The sequence below is a fragment of the Lutibacter agarilyticus genome, assembly GCF_900188235.1.
In the GTDB taxonomy this organism is placed as follows: Bacteria; Bacteroidota; Bacteroidia; order Flavobacteriales; family Flavobacteriaceae; genus Lutibacter; species Lutibacter agarilyticus.
In genome coordinates, this window is the sequence record NZ_FZNT01000007.1 from 106,717 (window position 1) to 124,981 (window position 18,265).

Sequence of the window (18,265 nt, forward strand, 5' to 3'; positions counted from 1 at the left end):
TTTATGTATGAAAACATTGAATATTATTTTACTCCTTATCTTTATAAATGTTTTTACATTAAATGCCCAAGTTGCTGAAATACATTTAAATAACTTAAGTAATATTGATCAACTTGTTAAATCTCCTAACAATAAATATTTTGTGACTTACGACAATTCACGTGAAAATATAAGTGTTTTTGATGTAAAAAATAGAGTATTAAGACATCAAATTAATAAAGATGATTTTTCTCTTGATGAAAATGTAATTATAAAAGAAATACTTTTTAGTCCAGATTCTAGCAAGATTGCAATCTATTTAATTAGTGGAATTAAATTTTCAGACAGTTATATTTTTATTTTTGATTATGAAAATAAAAAAGAACTGGGTAGGTTGCTTTTAAACGATACAAGTATAAATATTTCTCCTACCAACTTCGCATTTAATAACAACGAAGAATTGATTTTAGGAGGTTATGGTGGGGATTTTTATGGTTGGAGCTACATAGATAATACACTGTCAATTAATAATTCAATTGATTACATAGATAGTTTTCACTTATTTCTTATTAAAAACATAGGTAATGAGGTAGTTTATATTGTATTAAAAGATAAAAAACTGATTTTAGTTAATTCAAGTAAACAGGAGCATATAATTACAGAAGAAATACCTGAAGATTTTTATTCACAACCATATCTAAAGGATGATTATAAGTTTGAAATTTCAAATAACCATAATTTTATAAGTTTAAATTCAGGGTATGCCATAAAATTTTTTGATTTGGTAAAAGGTGAGGAGCATATAATCCCAAATTATAATAGTGTTTGTCTATATTGTAAACCTAAAAATTTAGAAGGAAGCTTTACTGAAGATAATGAAAATTTTATATTTCCAGAAAAAAATAATGTCGAAAGTCCTGATGTTACAGATTACATTAGCGTGTACAATTTAAATAAAAAAAAGAGAATAAATAAAATAACAGTTTTAAGCAAAGAAAATACAAAATATATTGAAATTGATAATAAAATAATTATTAGCGTAGATAATGAAATATATTTTTGCCCAATTAATAAAAATAAAATTAATAATTTTATCTATAATTGTGGAAAAGCATTTGATTCTTTTTATGGAGATAGTCAAATAAAAACGTTCAAATCTAACAAGAATTATTTCGTTTTTGGTCTTGATAATACTATTAATTATTTCAATTACTCTACAGGAGAATGGAAGACAATTGAAATTAAAGATTCTGGTGATATTAACAATATTGTAATATCTTCTAGTGATATATTATTTTTAACTGCTCAAAATAGTAATAATGGGGCATCAGGTAAATTAATCAAGCTTGATTTGAAATCAGAGAAAATTCTTTATTCTATGGAGATGGATGATTACAAATGGTTTGGAGATTTAAAAATATCAAAAGATAATAAAATTGCATTATTTTCAAAAAGGCTTACTTTGGGGTCCTATTATGATTTTGATGATATTGTAGTCACAGAGAATAGAATTTACGATATTGATTCGTCTTTGGAAATTCCAGTAATTGAAAACAACAATTATGATTTAATGTATTTAACAAATAATGATAATTATGTAATTGCTTATAAAGAAAATATTGGTAGTTATGTTTATCTCAAAAGCACATTTGAATATGTGGATTTCAAACCAAATGCTTTTTACTTTTTAATTGATGGCAAAAAGATTTTAGTCCAAAAAAATGCTCTTGTTGAAAATGAGACTAGACTTAGGAGAGATGACAAAACTAAAGTTTATAACTTGAATGATATTAATTCGTTAATAGATATAAATGATATAAAAGTAAGCAACAAAACAATTTCGTTTTTAAAAAATGGGGCTGAAGTTCTAAATATAAACCTTTTATCTCATGAAATAATAGAACATCAAAAAGACAATATATCATCACTCTTTACACTAGAAAATAATGATAATAAATTATATTTAAGATTAAATTCAGTTGATCATTTTTGGCCATTATTTTTAAATTATTCCGACAATATAGATTTTTCAAATTCAGATAAATTAAAACATAAATTTTTTTATGATGTAATGTATTTTAATAATAATACCCTTTTAATTAAAAATTTCTGGAAATTAAATAATTGGTACTATCCTGAATATATGCAAGAAGGGGGTTTTGATAAAGGTAAACTCAAAAAGCATTATAATCTGCTTGAAAAATCTATTAAAATAAATTATGAAGATAATAGTAGTGGGGTTTATGAAAATGAATTACTATTTTCTTTATTGAAGTTAGATTTTGATAGACCCGAACAATCATTAGAAAGTAGAGAAATTAGGTCAGGAGTTGGACAGCAAAATGGAGTTGCAACGATTTTGTTAAATTATAAAAAACCAATAATAAATTTTGATAATTATTATTATATAAATACATTAAACGAACATTTCTTAAAAATTAACAGTGATTATTTATTCAATGATACTTTTACAGAAGGCAATACAGAAAAGATATTATTTGAAGTAACTGAGTTTGATGAAATATATAGTTGGATAGAGAATGATGAATCTAAATTTATTGAAAATAAAATAACTGATGAAAATACTATACGATTAATAAATAAAAAAGATTACAGTAAGAGTTCAAATATTATTGTAACAGATTCTAATGAATTTATTATTTTTTTTGATGACAACTATTATATGGCATCAAAAGGAATCTTTAAATATATTTGGTTTTTACATAATAATAAAGTTTATAGACCAGAACAATTTGATCTTAAATATAACAGACCTGACATTGTTTTGAATCGATTAGGGAAAGCTGACAGCACAACTGTTATTGCTTACAACTATCAATATAAAAAGAGATTAAAAAAAATGGGTGTTGATTATTCTGTTTTAGAAGATGATCTTAATATTCCTGAAATTATTATCAAAAACAAAGAAGATTTACCAGCATTTACGAGTAATAATATACTTAAGTTGAAATTAAGTATGTGGGATAGTAAAAATGACTTAAATCGAATAAATGTTTGGATTAATGACACACCTATTTATGGAATGAATGGAATAGACATTTCAACTTTGAACGTTAAAAAAATAAATAAAGAAATAACTCTGAACTTAACTAAAGGAGAAAATAAAATACAACTAAGTGTACTTAACAATGCGGGTGTTGAAAGCTTAAAAGAAACTGTTTTTATAGAATCTACCACTGGTAAGGAAAAACCAGATTTATACTTGATTTCAATAGGTGTAAGTGATTATAAAAATTCAGATTTTAATTTAAAATATGCAGCAAAAGACGCAAGTGATGTGGTGTCTCAATTCTCAAAAAGCGGTCTGTACGGTAAAATCCATACCAAGCTATTAACCAATACTGAGGTCACTATAGAAAGTGTTGGAGCGTTATCAAACTTTTTGCAATCTGCTGATATAGATGATGTTGTTATGGTTTTTGTAGCTAGCCATGGCTTGTTGGATGCAGAATACAATTACTTTTTGGCCAGTTACGATATTGATTTTAATGCACCAGCTTCAAAAGGTATTCCATTTGACTTGTTAGAAGCACAATTAGATAATATTGCTCCTCTAAAAAAAATGATGTTTGTTGATGCCTGTCATAGTGGAGAAGTAGATGTTGATGAAGTTGTTGTTAATGCTGAAATCAAGGATTCTCCAGTAAACAGTAGAGGTTCTAAGGGTAAATTACTCAAGACCAAAAATAAAAGTTTGGACCAAATTTCAACATTAAGCAAACTATTATTTTCAGACCTTCGTCGTGGTAATGGAACCACTATTATTTCTTCAGCAGGCGGAATGGAGTTTGCTTATGAAGGAGAAAAATGGCAAAATGGTTTATTTACCTATTGTATGTTAAATGGTATAAGCACTCAAAAGGCCGACTTAAACAACGATGGTGAAATTATGTTGAGCGAGCTTCAAGCTTATGTTGGTGAGCAGGTTTTACAATTATCAAATGGAAAACAACAACCAACGTCAAGGATAGAGAATATTTCAGTTGATTATAGAGTTTGGTAAACTAAATTATAATAATTTGGGTATATTGGTATCAAACAAATTGTTTTTTGAGAAAAATTAATTATCGTGAAGTAAAAATGAAAGTACTACAAAAACATATTTATTTAGCTATTCTAATTTTTTGGAGTTCATTTGTTTCATTTTGTCAAGAAGTAAAATTAGGGTTGCCATTAGGACATGACAGACCCGTTATCGATGCTCAATTTAGTAAAAAAGGAAAATACATTTTATCCGCATCTTGGGACGGTACAGCTAAATTATTTGAAACAACTTCTGGTAAACTATTACACACAATGGACGTTTCTAAGAGTGGGGGTGTTTCCTCTATTCAATTTAGTCCAAATGAAAAATATATAATTGCAACATCAAAAGAAGGCACTCCTAAAGTATTTGATGTTGAAACAGGCACATTCATGTTTGAATTGGGAGATTTTAATTCCTACTCAGCAATTTTTAGTCATGATGGTAATTATGTAGTAACTTCAGTAGAGTATGGTAAAGTAAGTTTATATGATTTTTCTTCTGGGGATTGGATACGAAGTTTGTCCACAGAATCATCTGAGCGAAAAGCATTTGTCAAATTCAGTCCTCTAAAAAACACTATTGTAGTTAGTAAATACGGAACAGTCGATGTGTTTAATCTCGAATCTGAAAAAGCACTATTCTCTTGGACAAATGAAAAAGGATGGGTTACTTCTTTAAATTTTAGTAATAATGGCGATTTAGTTGTGGTGGGCTATGAAAATAATGATGTTAATGTTTATAATATTAAGTTTGGCAAATTAATCCATTCATTTAATGACCAATTAAAGTCTATTAATTCTGTACAATTCAGTACAAATGATGAATATATTCTGTTGGGGTCTAGTGATGGTGAGGTAAAATTATATAATACAATCTCTGGAATTTTGATGAACACATTTTATTTTTCACCTAATGATTCAGTTCAGTATAGTCCAGATGGAAATTTTTTTTTAACCACGTCAGCTGAGCCTGCTTCTTGTAAACTTTATGATGTTAAAACCGGTGAATTAATCCATTCATTTAATGATTTTATAGGAATGTTAAACAATGTTCGCTTTAGTGATAATGGTAAACTTATTGTTTTTGCAACTGATGATAAATCTAAACTTTATGATGTAAATTCTGGACTGTTAATAAAATTATTTGAGAGCCGATCTCATCCAATAAATTCAATAAAAATTAGTCCAAATAGTAATCAAATAGCAACAGCAAATACAAATGGAAAGAGTTTAATAGTTGATTTAAATTCAGGAAAAACGCTAAAATACATCACTCAAAGTGAAGACGCGCTTTTAGATTTAAAATATAGTTTAGATGGAAATTATTTTGTAACAGCTGCAAAAAATGGAACAATAAATGTTTTTGACGCTAAAAATTGGAATTTATTAAATTCAATTAAAAACCCCAATGCTTCAATCGAATTTATCGATATTAACAAAACAAGTGATCAATTGCTAGCAACATTATTTTACAATTACGATTTAGAAAAAATAAATAAAGAAAACGTTAAAATTTATTCACTTAAAACAGGAGCTACCTTGAGAGCTTTCAATTTAGATTCTATCTATATCGCTTCCTCTAAGTTTAGCTCAGAAGGCAAATTTATTTTTGCAGTTTGTGAAGATTTAGCGTTAAGAAAACTTGATGCAAAAACAGGGTCAACCATTGATGTTTTAAATACCGGGGGAATGCAATTAATCTCTGCTGAAATAAGTCCTAATGATACTTATTTGGCATGGAATGACCAATATGTCAATGACTCAAAGATATATAATATCAATTCAGGCGATTTTATTCACTCTCTAAAAGGCCATACATCTTGGGTGTTTTCAACAAGTTTTAGTCAAGATAGTAAATATGCTGTTACCTCTTCTGAAGACAAAACTTCTAAAGTTTATGAAGTAGAATCTAGATTGCTTTTAAATACCTTTACTGGCCATAGTTCAAGAGTCACCTCCTCAGATATTTCATCAACAAATAAATACATTGTAACCGCCTCATTAGATGGGAGTTTTATTGTGTTTGACTTTGATTCAGGTAAACAGTTTATAAGACATTTTATTTTTGAAAATGACCCAAAAAAATGGGTTCATTTACATCCATCAGGATTATTCGATGCATCACCAGAAGCCATGGAATTAATGTATTGGACAAAAGGATTAGAAGTTATTGAGTTTTCACAATTAAAAGATCGCTATTGGTTACCTGGGTTGTGGGATAAAGTGATGAAAGGTGAGAAGCTGCCAGATGTTCGAAATATGAGTGAACTAAAGCTTCAACCGAAAGTAGAAATTTTAATGATTACAAATGAAAGTGTCACAATTCATTTGATAAAACGTGATGGAGGTTATGGTAGGGTAACATTATTTATTAATGGTAAAGAGGCTATTAATGATGTAAGACCACCTGATATGGATTATACCTTAAATGAGCAAACATTTATTGTGTCTATAAAAGACCATCCTTATCTATTAGATGGTGAAAATGAAATTACAGTAAAAGCATCTTCAGAAGATGGTTTTGTACAAGGAAGAGGTTCTAAATCAAAGACATTAATAACAAAAGAAGTTCTAAAGCAACCTCAGTTTTTTGGAGTTGTTATTGGTGTTGGAGATTATGCCAATAGCCAACTAAATTTAAAATACACTGTAAATGATGCTGAAGCCATATCTAAAGCAATGCAATTAGGTGCAGAGAACTTATTTAATAAAGATAGGACTCATATTTACACGATAACTTCTAAAACTGATAAATTACCAAGCAAAGCAAACATTAAAAGCGTATTTCAAGAAATAAGCGCTAAGGCTAATGCAGAAGACATTATCACCGTTTATTTAAGTGGTCATGGCATAACTTGGGGTGGAGACCAGGGAGATTTTTATTTTCTCACATCAGATGCGACAGCAACGAGTAATGAAGTATTTAATGATCCAGTAATACGAGAAAATAATACAATTTCTACTTCGGAATGGGTAGATTGGTTAAAAGATATTCCAGCTTTAAAACAAGTTATGATCATAGATGCTTGTGGTTCAGGAAAAGCAGTTGATAATCTAATTTCAGAGCGTGATATTGAACCATCTCAAATAAAAGCTATTGACAGAATGAAAGACCGTACAGGGATGTATATAATTTCAGGTTGTACTGCTGATGCCGTTAGTTATGAAGCAAGCATGTATGGTCAAGGTTTACTTACGTACTCAATTTTACAAGCAATAAAAGGTGCTGCTTTAAAAGAAGATAAATATGTTGATATTTTTACAATAATGAACTATGCTAGGGAAACTGTTCCAAAGTTAGCTGAAGGTATTGGAGGAGTACAAGAACCACAATTACTTGTACCCCGAGGAGGTTCATTTGATATTGGAATGTTAGGACTCGAGGATAGGGGTGCGATACCACTAGCAAGTCCAAAGACCGTATTTGTTAGATCTACATTAATTAATGCAGATGAGTTTGAAGATAATTTAGGATTGTCTGAAATGCTGAATCAGGAATTGTCAATTGTGTCTTCAAAAGGGAGAAGCTCTTCATTGGTTTACTTTGACTCTGCAAAATTCCCTAATGCCTGTAAAATAAGTGGCGGTTATACTATTAGTGAAGATAAAATTGCTATCTCTTTAAAACTTAGATGTGGTCAAGAATTGAGGTCTTTTAATTTAAATGCCTCAACCAAAGAAGAGTTGATAAATGAAATAATTAAAATAATAGATGATTAGACTTAAACAAGTCTTCATAAATGGTAATGTCCTGTCAAGTGTGTAAATAGAAAAGTTACCCTGAAATATAGCTTCAAGTTAAAATTAATTTAGGCAAATAATTTAGATGCTACATGTTTAAATTTACACCTGCTGGTTTTACCAACGCTAATAGGTTTTGAAAGGCTTGAGTTACTATAAGAGCTGTTTTATGACCATCGTCACTTGAAACGTTTTCTATTTCACCATATTCATCATAGGTTACATTTATAGCGCCAACGTCTTTAATTTCAATTTTAATAGGTTTACCTATGTTATTGTATTTAAATACAAGTACTTTGTCTTCTTGTTGCATCTCGGTTATTTTACCTTCGTTGTTATATATTAATTTAACCCAAGTTTCTTCATTTTTTTGAGCAAAAGTTAGATTTCCATTATCATTATATTCAAAGATATACTCGCCATTATAATTCTTTACATAGTTTAATTTTTCAAGTGTTGGATGATACTTCATATAAATAGAATCTGATGCGCTAAACTTTTCTATTAATAAACACCTATTGTTATACTTAAATGTAGTTTTTCTATTGCTCCTAATAATTTCAATGGGACTACTACATAATTCATCATAAGTAGTTTCAGTAACAATGCCACGAATAGTTGTTATGATTTTTTTAGTATAACGCTCACTGTTTTCTTTTATACCAATAAAATACTCATAACTATTTGTGTTTTTATCGCCGTATTCATCTATTCTAGTAACTTTTGTGGAGTAATGTTCATTGTCTTTAGAGCCATCTTCTTTATAGAAAACGCCATACGTGTATTCTGTTATGTCACCATCTCTATCCGTGATTTTTGATATCCAACTCGATTTAGGTTCATAAACCATATGCATAGCGTCTTCAGCCATTCCCTTTAATCTAACGGGATTATAAACTATTTTTGTGAGATTATGACGCTCATCATATTTAAAAGCATATTGATTTCCTGCCGCATCTAAAGAGTAAATTAAATCTTTTCCATCATATTTAAATTTGGCTACGTCTAAGGATGATTTTATTTCAGTTATAAAACCATCATCATTTGTAGTAAACTGTAATTCTGAGCCATCGGCATTTATTATTTTAGATATATGGTTATTAATGTATTCCACGATACTCCATACACCGTTTCCTTTATCATATTTCACTAAATTACCTGCCAAATCAAATGTTTCTATTTTATTGCCAGTTGTTCTTACATAACCTTGTGCTATTTTTACCAGTTGTTGATTTCCATGCTGATAAGATTCCCATTCCATACCATCTGGAAAATCCATAATGCCTTCTATAAGTCCCTTTTCAACAAATTTACCCCATTGTTTTCTTCTGTAATCAACATTTTTCACAAGTTTATCTCGCTCTTTTATGATGGCGTTAGGGGAATTACTTATGGTGTTTTCTTCTAGAGATAACTCTATTAATTCATCAATCATCATCTCCAACAGATCATTTGTCATTAATATTGATTTGTAATAGGTTTGACCACCTGCTCCGTATTCAGTTATAACAACAGAGCCATCGGGATAAGCAGTAAGTTTAGTCTCTAATTTTGAACCCCAACCATAACCAAATAAACCAATTTTTGTGGCTTTAGAGTTGTATGTACGGCTTAAATCTTGATATGCAGAATATTGTGTTGTTTGTTGAAGGTCTGTATATGAAACATAAAAATTACCGTTTTTTAAATTAACTCCAGCAAATAGCACCGTTGATTGAATTAGTATTAAGACTAAAAAAAATTTAAGTTTTTTCATTTTTATTATTTTAAAGTATTTATTAGTTGGATAGATTGACTACTGAATTTTTTACTCAAAAACTTTTCATCAAGTAATAATGGATTTACCTTTTTTATCAGTTCTTTGGCTTCTCTGTTTTTTCCATCGATTTCTAGCACCAAAGCATCTAACACTAAATTTGGAGATGGATTTATTTCTTTAAGTATACTTAAATACGCAATTGCCTGTGTTTTATTAGAAAGATCAATCTCAATTTTAATTGCTAAATCTAGTGTTTTTATTTGCCACGTTTTTGATAATTCAAGTTGTACAAGTTCATTTATTAATTCTTGTGCGGCTAAAGTTTGATTTTTGAGATAATAATATTCTCCAAGTGCAAATATAGTTTCATTGGTGGTAACTAAGTCTTTAGCGGATTTCAATATTAGCTCAGCAGTTTCATACTCTTGGTTTCTATTCTTTTTTCTGGCTTTTGCAAGCATTAATTTTGAAAAGGATTCTAAATTGTTTTTGTAAGGATTATAATGATAAGCTTTCTTATAGGTTTCTGCGGCTTTTTTATAATGTTCATTTTGTAATAACCCATAAGCCAAATTTGAGTATCCTTTGGCATATGTAGAATCAATAGCAATAGATTGCTCATAGGCTTTTGATGCTGCTTTAAAATCTCCTAATTCAAAATAAGTATTCCCTAATAAGTTATATATATCAGGAGCTTCATTATTCCAGGAAAGAACATTATTTATTAATTCCAAAGATTTCTGTTCTTCATCATTTGAATTATAGAGGCTTATTAAGCTCTTATATGAAGGCATATAAAAAGAATCCTTTTTAATAGCTTTGAAGTAATACTCTTCAGCTTTTATATCATTGCTCAAACCACTTCTATAATAGGTTGCCAAATTATGATATGGTTTTGCTTTGTTACTGTTAATTTTGATACCTTCTTCAAAAGACTGCAATGCTTTGTCTTTATCGTCTAGTTTGTCATATAACCAACCACGTCCAGCGTAAGACCATGTATAAAAAGGGTCGTTACTTATTGCAAAATTATACAAGCTGTCTGCTTCTTTTAAACTGTTTTCATCTTTAGGATAACGTCTAAGAAAATCTGCATATTCTGCATATCCACGAGAAAAGAAAGGTTCTAACGCTATTGCTTTTTTAAGGAACTCTTCAGGCTTTTTAGAATCTAAATTGTAATCGTTTAATATCTCACTGTAATCATACAAGATATAAACATCTGTAGAATCTTTTTCAAAAGCTCTTTGGTACCATTCTATAGCTTTTTTAATATTACCCTTGTTTTCGTATAACGAACCTAAATTTCTCATTGTAGTTACAGAATAGTCCCCTTCAATCTCTTTGACACGATGAAAATAGTATTCTGCTTCTAGATACTTACCTTGGTTTTGACTTATAGCCCCTAAATTATTAAGTACATTACCATACGAGCCTTTAAGTTTTAGCGCTTCATAGTAATATTTCTTTGCCTCTTTATATTGATATTGTTCATAATAATTTACACCCAAATTATTAACAGGAAATGACCATGATGGAATTAACGCTATGGCCTTTTTATAGTGAAAATCGGCTTCTTTATAATTATTTTCGTGATTTAGAACTATTCCAAGCGCATTGTGAATATAAGCCGCTCTATTTTCAATTTTTAAGGCTTCGACCAATTTTTCTTTAGCCTCTGGATATTTTGAATATTGACGCGCTCTAATAATTGAGTAAGCCTCTAGAAACAGTTTACTCATATACAATCGATCGTAATTAAATGCGTCTTTATCCAATAATTCTAAGCATACTTCTAAATACGTTGCTTTGGTTATAAACTCTTCGCTGTTTGGTAATATTTCAGCATTTCCAATATAAAGATTTATTAGAATTTGAGCATTTGTTGATAGTGCATTTACAAGGCTATTGCGCATTCTGTTTGTTACAGATATTTTAACTATTTGTTCTGAAACTGCTTTATTGTATAATTCATAGGCGCTTAAATTTGTACCAAAATAATTCTCTGATTTTAAAGCGGTATTAAACTGTTTTACTATAGGGATTTTTGATTCTTTCTCATAAATTGTTTGTTCAAATCCTCTTGCTGAAAAAACATCTTTAATTCCACTAGATGATTTTAATGTATTTAATGCTGCTTCCTTATAAGTTGTGTTAACTGGAGTAAAAACTTCGTTAAAATATTGAGTCCAAACAATGGGTGATTGTTTTTTATCGGTTTCGTTATAAACATTATCAGCGAGAAAAGCACTTAATTCATAATATTGCAAGTTATTATCTTGAACTAAATTATCTGCGGCTCCTAACAATCCTAAAACCAAATAGTAGGTGAAATAACCATGTCCAATATCTTTACTCTCTAAAGAATATTCTGTGGGTTTACAACTAAAAAACTTTGTTGAATGTTGAAAATTATTGTTAAATGTTTCTAAGTTTTTTTGTGTACCTTCTTTATATAAAAATCCAGAATGACAAGCGTCTAAGGTTAAAACAAATTTAGCTCCTTTATTAGTTACAACAGAAATCACACTGTCAAGATGTTTTAATGCTATCACGCCTGAGGTGCCAAAATAATTTCGGTTTTCATTAGCGTCAGATGCTAGTAAAAACCCAACATCTCTATTTTCGTAATTAACAACAACATCTCCATGACCAGCAAAATAAAAATAAACGGTGTCTCCTTCTTGCGTTTCATCCATTAATCGAGTAAGTTCATTTAAAATATTACTTGATGTTGGCTCATGTTCTGTAGATGTTGGAGCCGATTCATCAGCTATTAAATACACAAGTCGTTCTTCTGGAATATTCTCAACATCTCTTAAATAATCTTTAAAGATAGTTGCATCATTATCGGCATAATTTAATTTTAATGACGCTGCTTGATAGTTAGAAATCCCAACAACCAAAGCACGTTTTACACCTTTTGAAGTTTCTTTTATGCTTTTAGCATCAGCACCGCGATTGATGCCTTGAGCAAATACCATAAATGGCATTAACACCGAAATTAAAATATATTTTAAAACATGATTCATAATTTATTGATTCACTTAAAAAAGTTATGGCAATCTTTTCTACCTATTAATTATCTTGTCTTATTTTAGGGATAAATTTTGTACGCTGTCCATCAATTTTGAAACTAGATTTTCTCCAGAGTCATGACTTGTTTATTTATAACTATTTGCTGTAAAAATTTTAATAGCCTAGCAGCAGGATAAGCATTTTTATCTCTTAAATGAACCATGGGTTGAAAATTTACGGGTGTTTAAGTAGCAAAATTTTTTGATACTAAGTGTTTGGGTATTTGTTTAAATTAGTATTAAACCTCAAGTTTTTAAATAGCTATTTTTTCGATTTTCTCCTTTAAATTATAACAAATGATCGGAATAAATATTGATAGTTTTCCTACGCAATTTATATTATAACTATCAGCAAAATATAAAAAAAGATAATAAATCAATGATAATTTGATATATTCGTTGATATTTCTACTTTTAGTTGCATTAATTGCTAATTTATAAAAAAAACATTTAACATTATGAAAAAAATTATTTTACTGCTATTTATTCTTTTTAGTTTACAAATTCAAGCAAAAAAAAGAGCGCTAATTATAGCTGTTGGTGACTACCCTAAAGAATCTAAATGGGGTGCTATAAGTTCCGTTAATGATGTTCCTTTAATTAAAAATAGTCTTTTAAATAATGGTTTTTTAGAAGAAGATATTGTTGTTTTATTAGATGCAAATGCTACCAAACAAGGAATATTGACAGCATTAGAAACATTGCAATCCAAATCGGGAAAGGGTGATATCATAGTAATTCATTATTCAGGGCATGGACAGCAAATTTTTGATGATAATGGAGATGAAATTGACGGTAAGGATGAGTCTATTGTGCCATATGATGCTTTTGCTCGTTATTCTGACATCTATAAGGGACAAAATCATTTGAGGGACGATGAGATAGGAAACATTATTACAGGTTTTAGAAATAAATTGGGAAAAAAAGGTCAGTTATTAGTGATATTAGATAGCTGTCATTCAGGTTCTGCAACGAGAGGTGGAAAAGCAAGAGGAGGTCAGCCTACATTTGCACCTCTTGATTGGGTATCAAAATCAAGTGAAAAAGCTGAAGGAAGCGCCATGTTTGAAAAGACTAAATTAGATAAGGATCCTGCTCCATTTATAATGATTACTGGAGCTTCTGCAGATGAATTAAACTATGAGTATGAAGGTTTTGGTTCTCTTAGTTATGCCTTTTCTAAAGCAATGACTGATTTAGGAACAGATTTCACTTACAGACAACTATTTTCTAAAATTAACGCTAATATGCTTGTGATTACTCCAAGGCAAACACCAACAATTGAAGGGGATATAGATTATAAATTATTTAAAGGAGAATATGTTGCTCAGCAACTCTATTTTGAAATAAATCAAATTACTAAACCAGATATTATTCAAGTAAATGCAGGGAAGCTAAACGGTCTGTTTAATAATACAACTGTATTTATAGCGGCAGCAGGTACTTCTAAAGTAGATGCTTCTAATGCGATATCTACAGGTACTATCACCAATGCTAACTTTAATTCTGCTACTATTAAATTAGATAACGCTTTAGCAGATACTAATTATAAAAAATATTGGGTATTTGTTGATAAACCTTCTTATGGGGATGATGATTATGCATTAAAAGTTTTTATAGATGATAAAACGGTTACAGATAAGTCAATTAATGATGGGGTAACTGCTTATTTAACAGAAAACCAACTTGGAGAAATAGTTTTGGATTCACTAAAGAGTGATGTTATTATTACAAAAGAAAAATCAACATATGTTTTGAATTCGTCAAAAGGAATTGTCCCAATAGATGGTGTTCCAAGCTCTAGAGGGACCCAAAAACTTGATTTAATAAATGAAAAATTATTTAATTATGCTCATGGACAATACCTTAAAGGTTTAAGTTTAAAAAATCATGATTATGAATTTGAATTTAAACTTTTACCGGTAGAGTTTAATCAAAATACAAATAAAGTTGAGGTATTTAAATCTGAAGATTCATTTTATAGCAGTAGTGGAATATTTGAAGTGAATACGAATGATAGTTATGTTGTTTTACAAGTAACAAATAAAAGCGATAGACCTGTTTACTTTAGTATTATCGAAATCAATTCTAAAGGTGAAATAAATCCTTTTATGCCGAACAACAATTGTACATTAAATAATAATGAACGTAAACTTGAGCCAGGAAAAACTATGGTTTTTAAAGATTGTGTGTATAGTTTTGGACCTCCTTATGAACGCTTATTATTAAAAGGTTTTGCTACTTCAGCACCCGTGAATTTTCAACCAACGGTTGAGACAAGAGGAGAAGGAGGTGTAAGAGCTGGTTTTAATCCATTGGAAGATTTTATTAAACAGAGTTACACTAAATCAAGAGGTTCTGAAGGAAATAATACTTCCAATGGTGTAGATGGCTACACAACAGAATTCGTTTATGAAATTATTAAGTAATATTATAATTATTCATTTTTTTTACTTGATAATGTATAATTTACATAAATTATAGTCTTACGTGAAATTATAGTAAAAAATTTAACAAAAAACAGGTTTTATTAATTTTTTTTATATATTTGGACATATTAACTTTAAAAATTTATTAAAAAATGAAAAAATTACTATTGATTACTGTTTTATTTTTAATGGTATCTTTTAATTCTTTTGCTCAGGAAAAAGAAACTAAAGTGGTTAAAATTAGTGGAACGGAAGTAGCAAAAACTAGAGGAGAAAATCCAAACATTAAAACGGACTTTGTGTGTGATGCCCCTGATGTTGAGGCTCCAAAACCTCCTGCAACTCGTGGATCTGTTTGCACAATTAACTTTGATAATTATACAGGGTATGATATTAAAGTATATGTTGATGGTGATTTTAAAGGATGGGTTAGTCCATGGGACGAAGGAGCTGTAACAGTTTATTCAGGTTATACTACTGTTTATTGTATAACAGCTGGAGGATCATATGAATGGAGTGCAAAAGGTGATTGTGATAGTTATTTCAACTATGAACTTAGAAAAGAGAACTCACGTTAAATTTTAGGAGTAAACGTATTATAAATAATTGACATTAAATCCAGATGATATTATAAATATCTTCTGGATTTTTTCTTAGGTTTTGTTTAAGGTTATATATGAATAAATAGAATTGTTAGCGTTAATTTAAGCCAACTGAATATCTGAAATAAGGGCATTATAGTGTTAATAGTTTAAATAGGTAAACTAATACATTTATTCATCCTCAATTTCTTTATTTAATGCTTTAATTAGTTCTTCTGTTTTTTTCAATTGAGCTTCCATTTCGGCTTTTTTCAATTGTTGCACGGAATCTCTTTTCTGTTGTTCTCGTTGTTGTATAATTTCGTAAGCTTGTTGTTCTTGCTTTTTTTGGTTTTCTATTACCTGTTTTCGAAATTCAGCATTTTCCTTTTGTGGTTTTTCCCAACTATTAATTTTTCTTTTAGTTTTTAAATAAACCACACCAGAAAATAAAGCTACAAACCCTACAATACCCATTATTTTTTTTAGCTTATTATTCATTTTTTATCTTTTTTTAACAAATATACATTTTTAATTTATTGTTGTTCCCTAGCGTTTCTTAAGAAACGCTAGGGAACAACATTTAATATATGAGAGTTTAATTTATAAGATTTTACCTTTCTTAGCAAATTATGTCTTGTCATTAATAATGGATATTGCCATTTCTCTTTTTTTATGAATATACCTAATATACAATTCGTGCTCTTAGTTTCAGAGTAATTCATAATTCTAGATGAATAGAAGTACTTGATACTTTTAGAAATAATTTCATAATTTTTTAAAGAATCAATTTTGGAATAAAACCAGATGTATTATACTGATATAGGTTGACCTTTTTTTTGATAATTTGTACCGTTCAAACTATTTTTTTTAGCCGTTTAGAAGGCCAAAAAGAATTTGAACTTTGTTAGTTTCTAAATCGTAAGTTCGGGTAAATTTACATTAATTTTTCTATAGGCTTTGTATCTGGTGTTTGGAGAAGTAACAGAAAAATTGGCAATACTAATTCATAACTATGGATTCATTTTAAACCAATTTATGACTATATTTGAAAATAGGGTTTAACTTGGATAAATTGAAGCCTATAAGCAAGCTTCACAGAAATGTGAAGCTTTTTTTATGCATAATTTTAATGAATTTTTTTCTGAAATCAATAATATATTTAATTTTTAGATAAAGAGAATTTTTCTAGCCGAAGTGTATTTTTAAGATTTTTATAAATTTAGTAAACCATTTTACGTTGAAATAAGTTGACTGTTTCATTTTCTTATTCAATAGTCAATGTTTTTATTATTGAATTTTTAGAGTGTTATAATTTAATATTGGGATTGCACTGTTTAAGTAATTGATTGATTTAGTTTTAAGTTGAATAGTCAATATTTATAAATAAATGGTTTTTCAGCTAATTCTATTTTAAATTAAACGGCTGATAATCAGCAAAAAAATAGTTATATTTCAAAAAATATATTTATATTTGGAATCTAAACCCCACAAATTATGAAAATGTTTTTACCAAATATTATTTTTTTTTAAAGAAATATTTAGTTTTTAGTATCTTTTAAAAACGCTTAAGGTAGTCATCTTATTTATTTTCCTTTGTTTTTCTACCTCTTTTGTTAAAAGATAATGCTATTTGGTTTTTATAAGTTTCATATAAAAAAATGAGTATGAAAAAAAATTACTATTTAATAATCTGGTTGCTATTGGCAAGCTATATGGTTAATTTTTGGACGGTTGAGGCAGCTGTTACAAAAACGAAGCAACCTAATAGTTATGTTAATTATGTTGAGGCTTATACTAAAGAATTTCAACCTTTTTATGAAATTCCTGTTGAATTATTTAGTTTAGAAAAAGAAATAAAAAACAATTCAGTATATTTTTTTAATAGTGATGCTTACAAAACCGGAGAAGGATTAGATATAGTTTTGGATATAATTAATATTACTTGGCCTCCAAATAAAACTATTGAGTGTGGTGAAAGTTTAGATCCGGATGTTAATACAATATTAGGTGAAGCAACTGCAGATACTGATGCTAATAATTGTTCATTAATAATATATTATGATGATAACTCTCCAGACTATACAAATCCTTGTAATGTTGAAATTATAAGAACCTGGTATGTTATTGAGGATTGTGGTGGAGGTGAAGATATTTATCATGAACAAACAATTACAGTAGTAGACACTCAAGCACCAACAGCTTCTAATGTTACAACAAACGTTCAATGTATTAGCGAAATACCAGCTGTAGACCCTCTGGTAATAACCGATGAAGCAGATACTTGTGGTAGTGTTACTGTTGCATTTTTATCAGAATCTAATAATAGTGGTGCAGGTTCAATAGCAAGTCCATACATTTTAACTAGAATTTATAGTGTTACAGATGCTTGTGGCAATTTTATTGATGTTTCACATGTGATAACTGTAGTGGATGATGAAGATCCAGTGATTACTTTAACAGGTGCTGCAACAATGACATTAGAATCTTGTGGTACCTATACAGAATTGGGTGCAACCGTTTCAGATTGTGAAACAGGTTTATCAGTGACTATTGGTGGCGATACAGTTGATATGAGTACACCAGGTGTTTATACCGTAACATATAATGTTACCGATACAGCTACAAATGCCGCAACAGAAGTTACAAGAG

8 protein-coding genes are annotated in these 18,265 nt (G+C 29.1%); 5 read left to right on the forward strand and 3 right to left on the reverse strand.

The features are described from left to right. The first annotated feature begins 7 nt into the window (after positions 1–7). Positions 8–4,003, forward strand: a complete 3,996-nt coding sequence (locus CHB67_RS12305; RefSeq protein WP_089382089.1) for a caspase family protein — start codon at positions 8–10, stop codon at positions 4,001–4,003. Between the two features lie 47 nt (positions 4,004–4,050). Continuing rightward, the gene (locus CHB67_RS12310) at positions 4,051–7,746 is read left to right on the forward strand and encodes a WD40 domain-containing protein (RefSeq protein ID WP_217900269.1); all 3,696 of its coding nucleotides are present in this window, start codon (positions 4,051–4,053) and stop codon (positions 7,744–7,746) included. 109 nt (positions 7,747–7,855) lie between these two features. Here the strand turns inward: CHB67_RS12310 and CHB67_RS12315 are convergent, their stop codons facing one another. After that, positions 7,856–9,523, reverse strand: a complete 1,668-nt coding sequence (locus tag CHB67_RS12315; protein ID WP_089382091.1) for a DUF6531 domain-containing protein — start codon at positions 9,521–9,523, stop codon at positions 7,856–7,858. 5 nt (positions 9,524–9,528) lie between these two features. After that, positions 9,529–12,558 (reverse strand): tetratricopeptide repeat protein, encoded by a 3,030-nt coding sequence (locus CHB67_RS12320; RefSeq protein ID WP_089382092.1) that lies wholly within the window; start codon positions 12,556–12,558, stop codon positions 9,529–9,531. 503 nt (positions 12,559–13,061) lie between these two features. Here CHB67_RS12320 and CHB67_RS12325 point away from each other — a divergent pair. Both CHB67_RS12325 and CHB67_RS12330 read left to right on the forward strand, forming a co-directional pair. Then, the gene (locus CHB67_RS12325) at positions 13,062–15,032 is read left to right on the forward strand and encodes a caspase family protein (protein ID WP_089382093.1); all 1,971 of its coding nucleotides are present in this window, start codon (positions 13,062–13,064) and stop codon (positions 15,030–15,032) included. Positions 15,033–15,184: 152 nt separating this feature from the next. Beyond that, the gene (locus tag CHB67_RS12330; RefSeq protein WP_089382094.1) at positions 15,185–15,610 is read left to right on the forward strand and encodes a hypothetical protein; all 426 of its coding nucleotides are present in this window, start codon (positions 15,185–15,187) and stop codon (positions 15,608–15,610) included. Positions 15,611–15,805: 195 nt separating this feature from the next. On the opposite strand, the gene CHB67_RS12335 is transcribed toward CHB67_RS12330, so the two are convergent. Continuing rightward, positions 15,806–16,114 carry a hypothetical protein gene (locus CHB67_RS12335; RefSeq protein ID WP_089382095.1) on the reverse strand — a complete coding sequence of 103 codons (309 nt, stop codon included), beginning with the start codon at positions 16,112–16,114 and terminating at the stop codon, positions 15,806–15,808. Between the two features lie 1,166 nt (positions 16,115–17,280). On the opposite strand from CHB67_RS12335, the gene CHB67_RS17230 reads away from it, so the two are divergent. Beyond that, positions 17,281–18,265 (forward strand): immunoglobulin-like domain-containing protein (locus CHB67_RS17230; RefSeq protein WP_176461270.1); only part of this gene is annotated, 985 nt, incomplete at its 3' end.

Bases quoted from the DNA above. Each gene is read 5' to 3' on its own strand.
- CHB67_RS12305 (WP_089382089.1), top strand. From the start codon at position 8: ATGAAAACATTGAATATTATTTTACTCCTTATCTTTATAAATGTTTTT.
- CHB67_RS12315 (WP_089382091.1), bottom strand. From the start codon at position 9,523: ATGAAAAAACTTAAATTTTTTTTAGTCTTAATACTAATTCAATCAACG.
- CHB67_RS12320 (WP_089382092.1), bottom strand. From the start codon at position 12,558: ATGAATCATGTTTTAAAATATATTTTAATTTCGGTGTTAATGCCATTT.
- CHB67_RS12325 (WP_089382093.1), top strand. From the start codon at position 13,062: ATGAAAAAAATTATTTTACTGCTATTTATTCTTTTTAGTTTACAAATT.
- CHB67_RS12330 (WP_089382094.1), top strand. From the start codon at position 15,185: ATGAAAAAATTACTATTGATTACTGTTTTATTTTTAATGGTATCTTTT.
- CHB67_RS12335 (WP_089382095.1), bottom strand. From the start codon at position 16,114: ATGAATAATAAGCTAAAAAAAATAATGGGTATTGTAGGGTTTGTAGCT.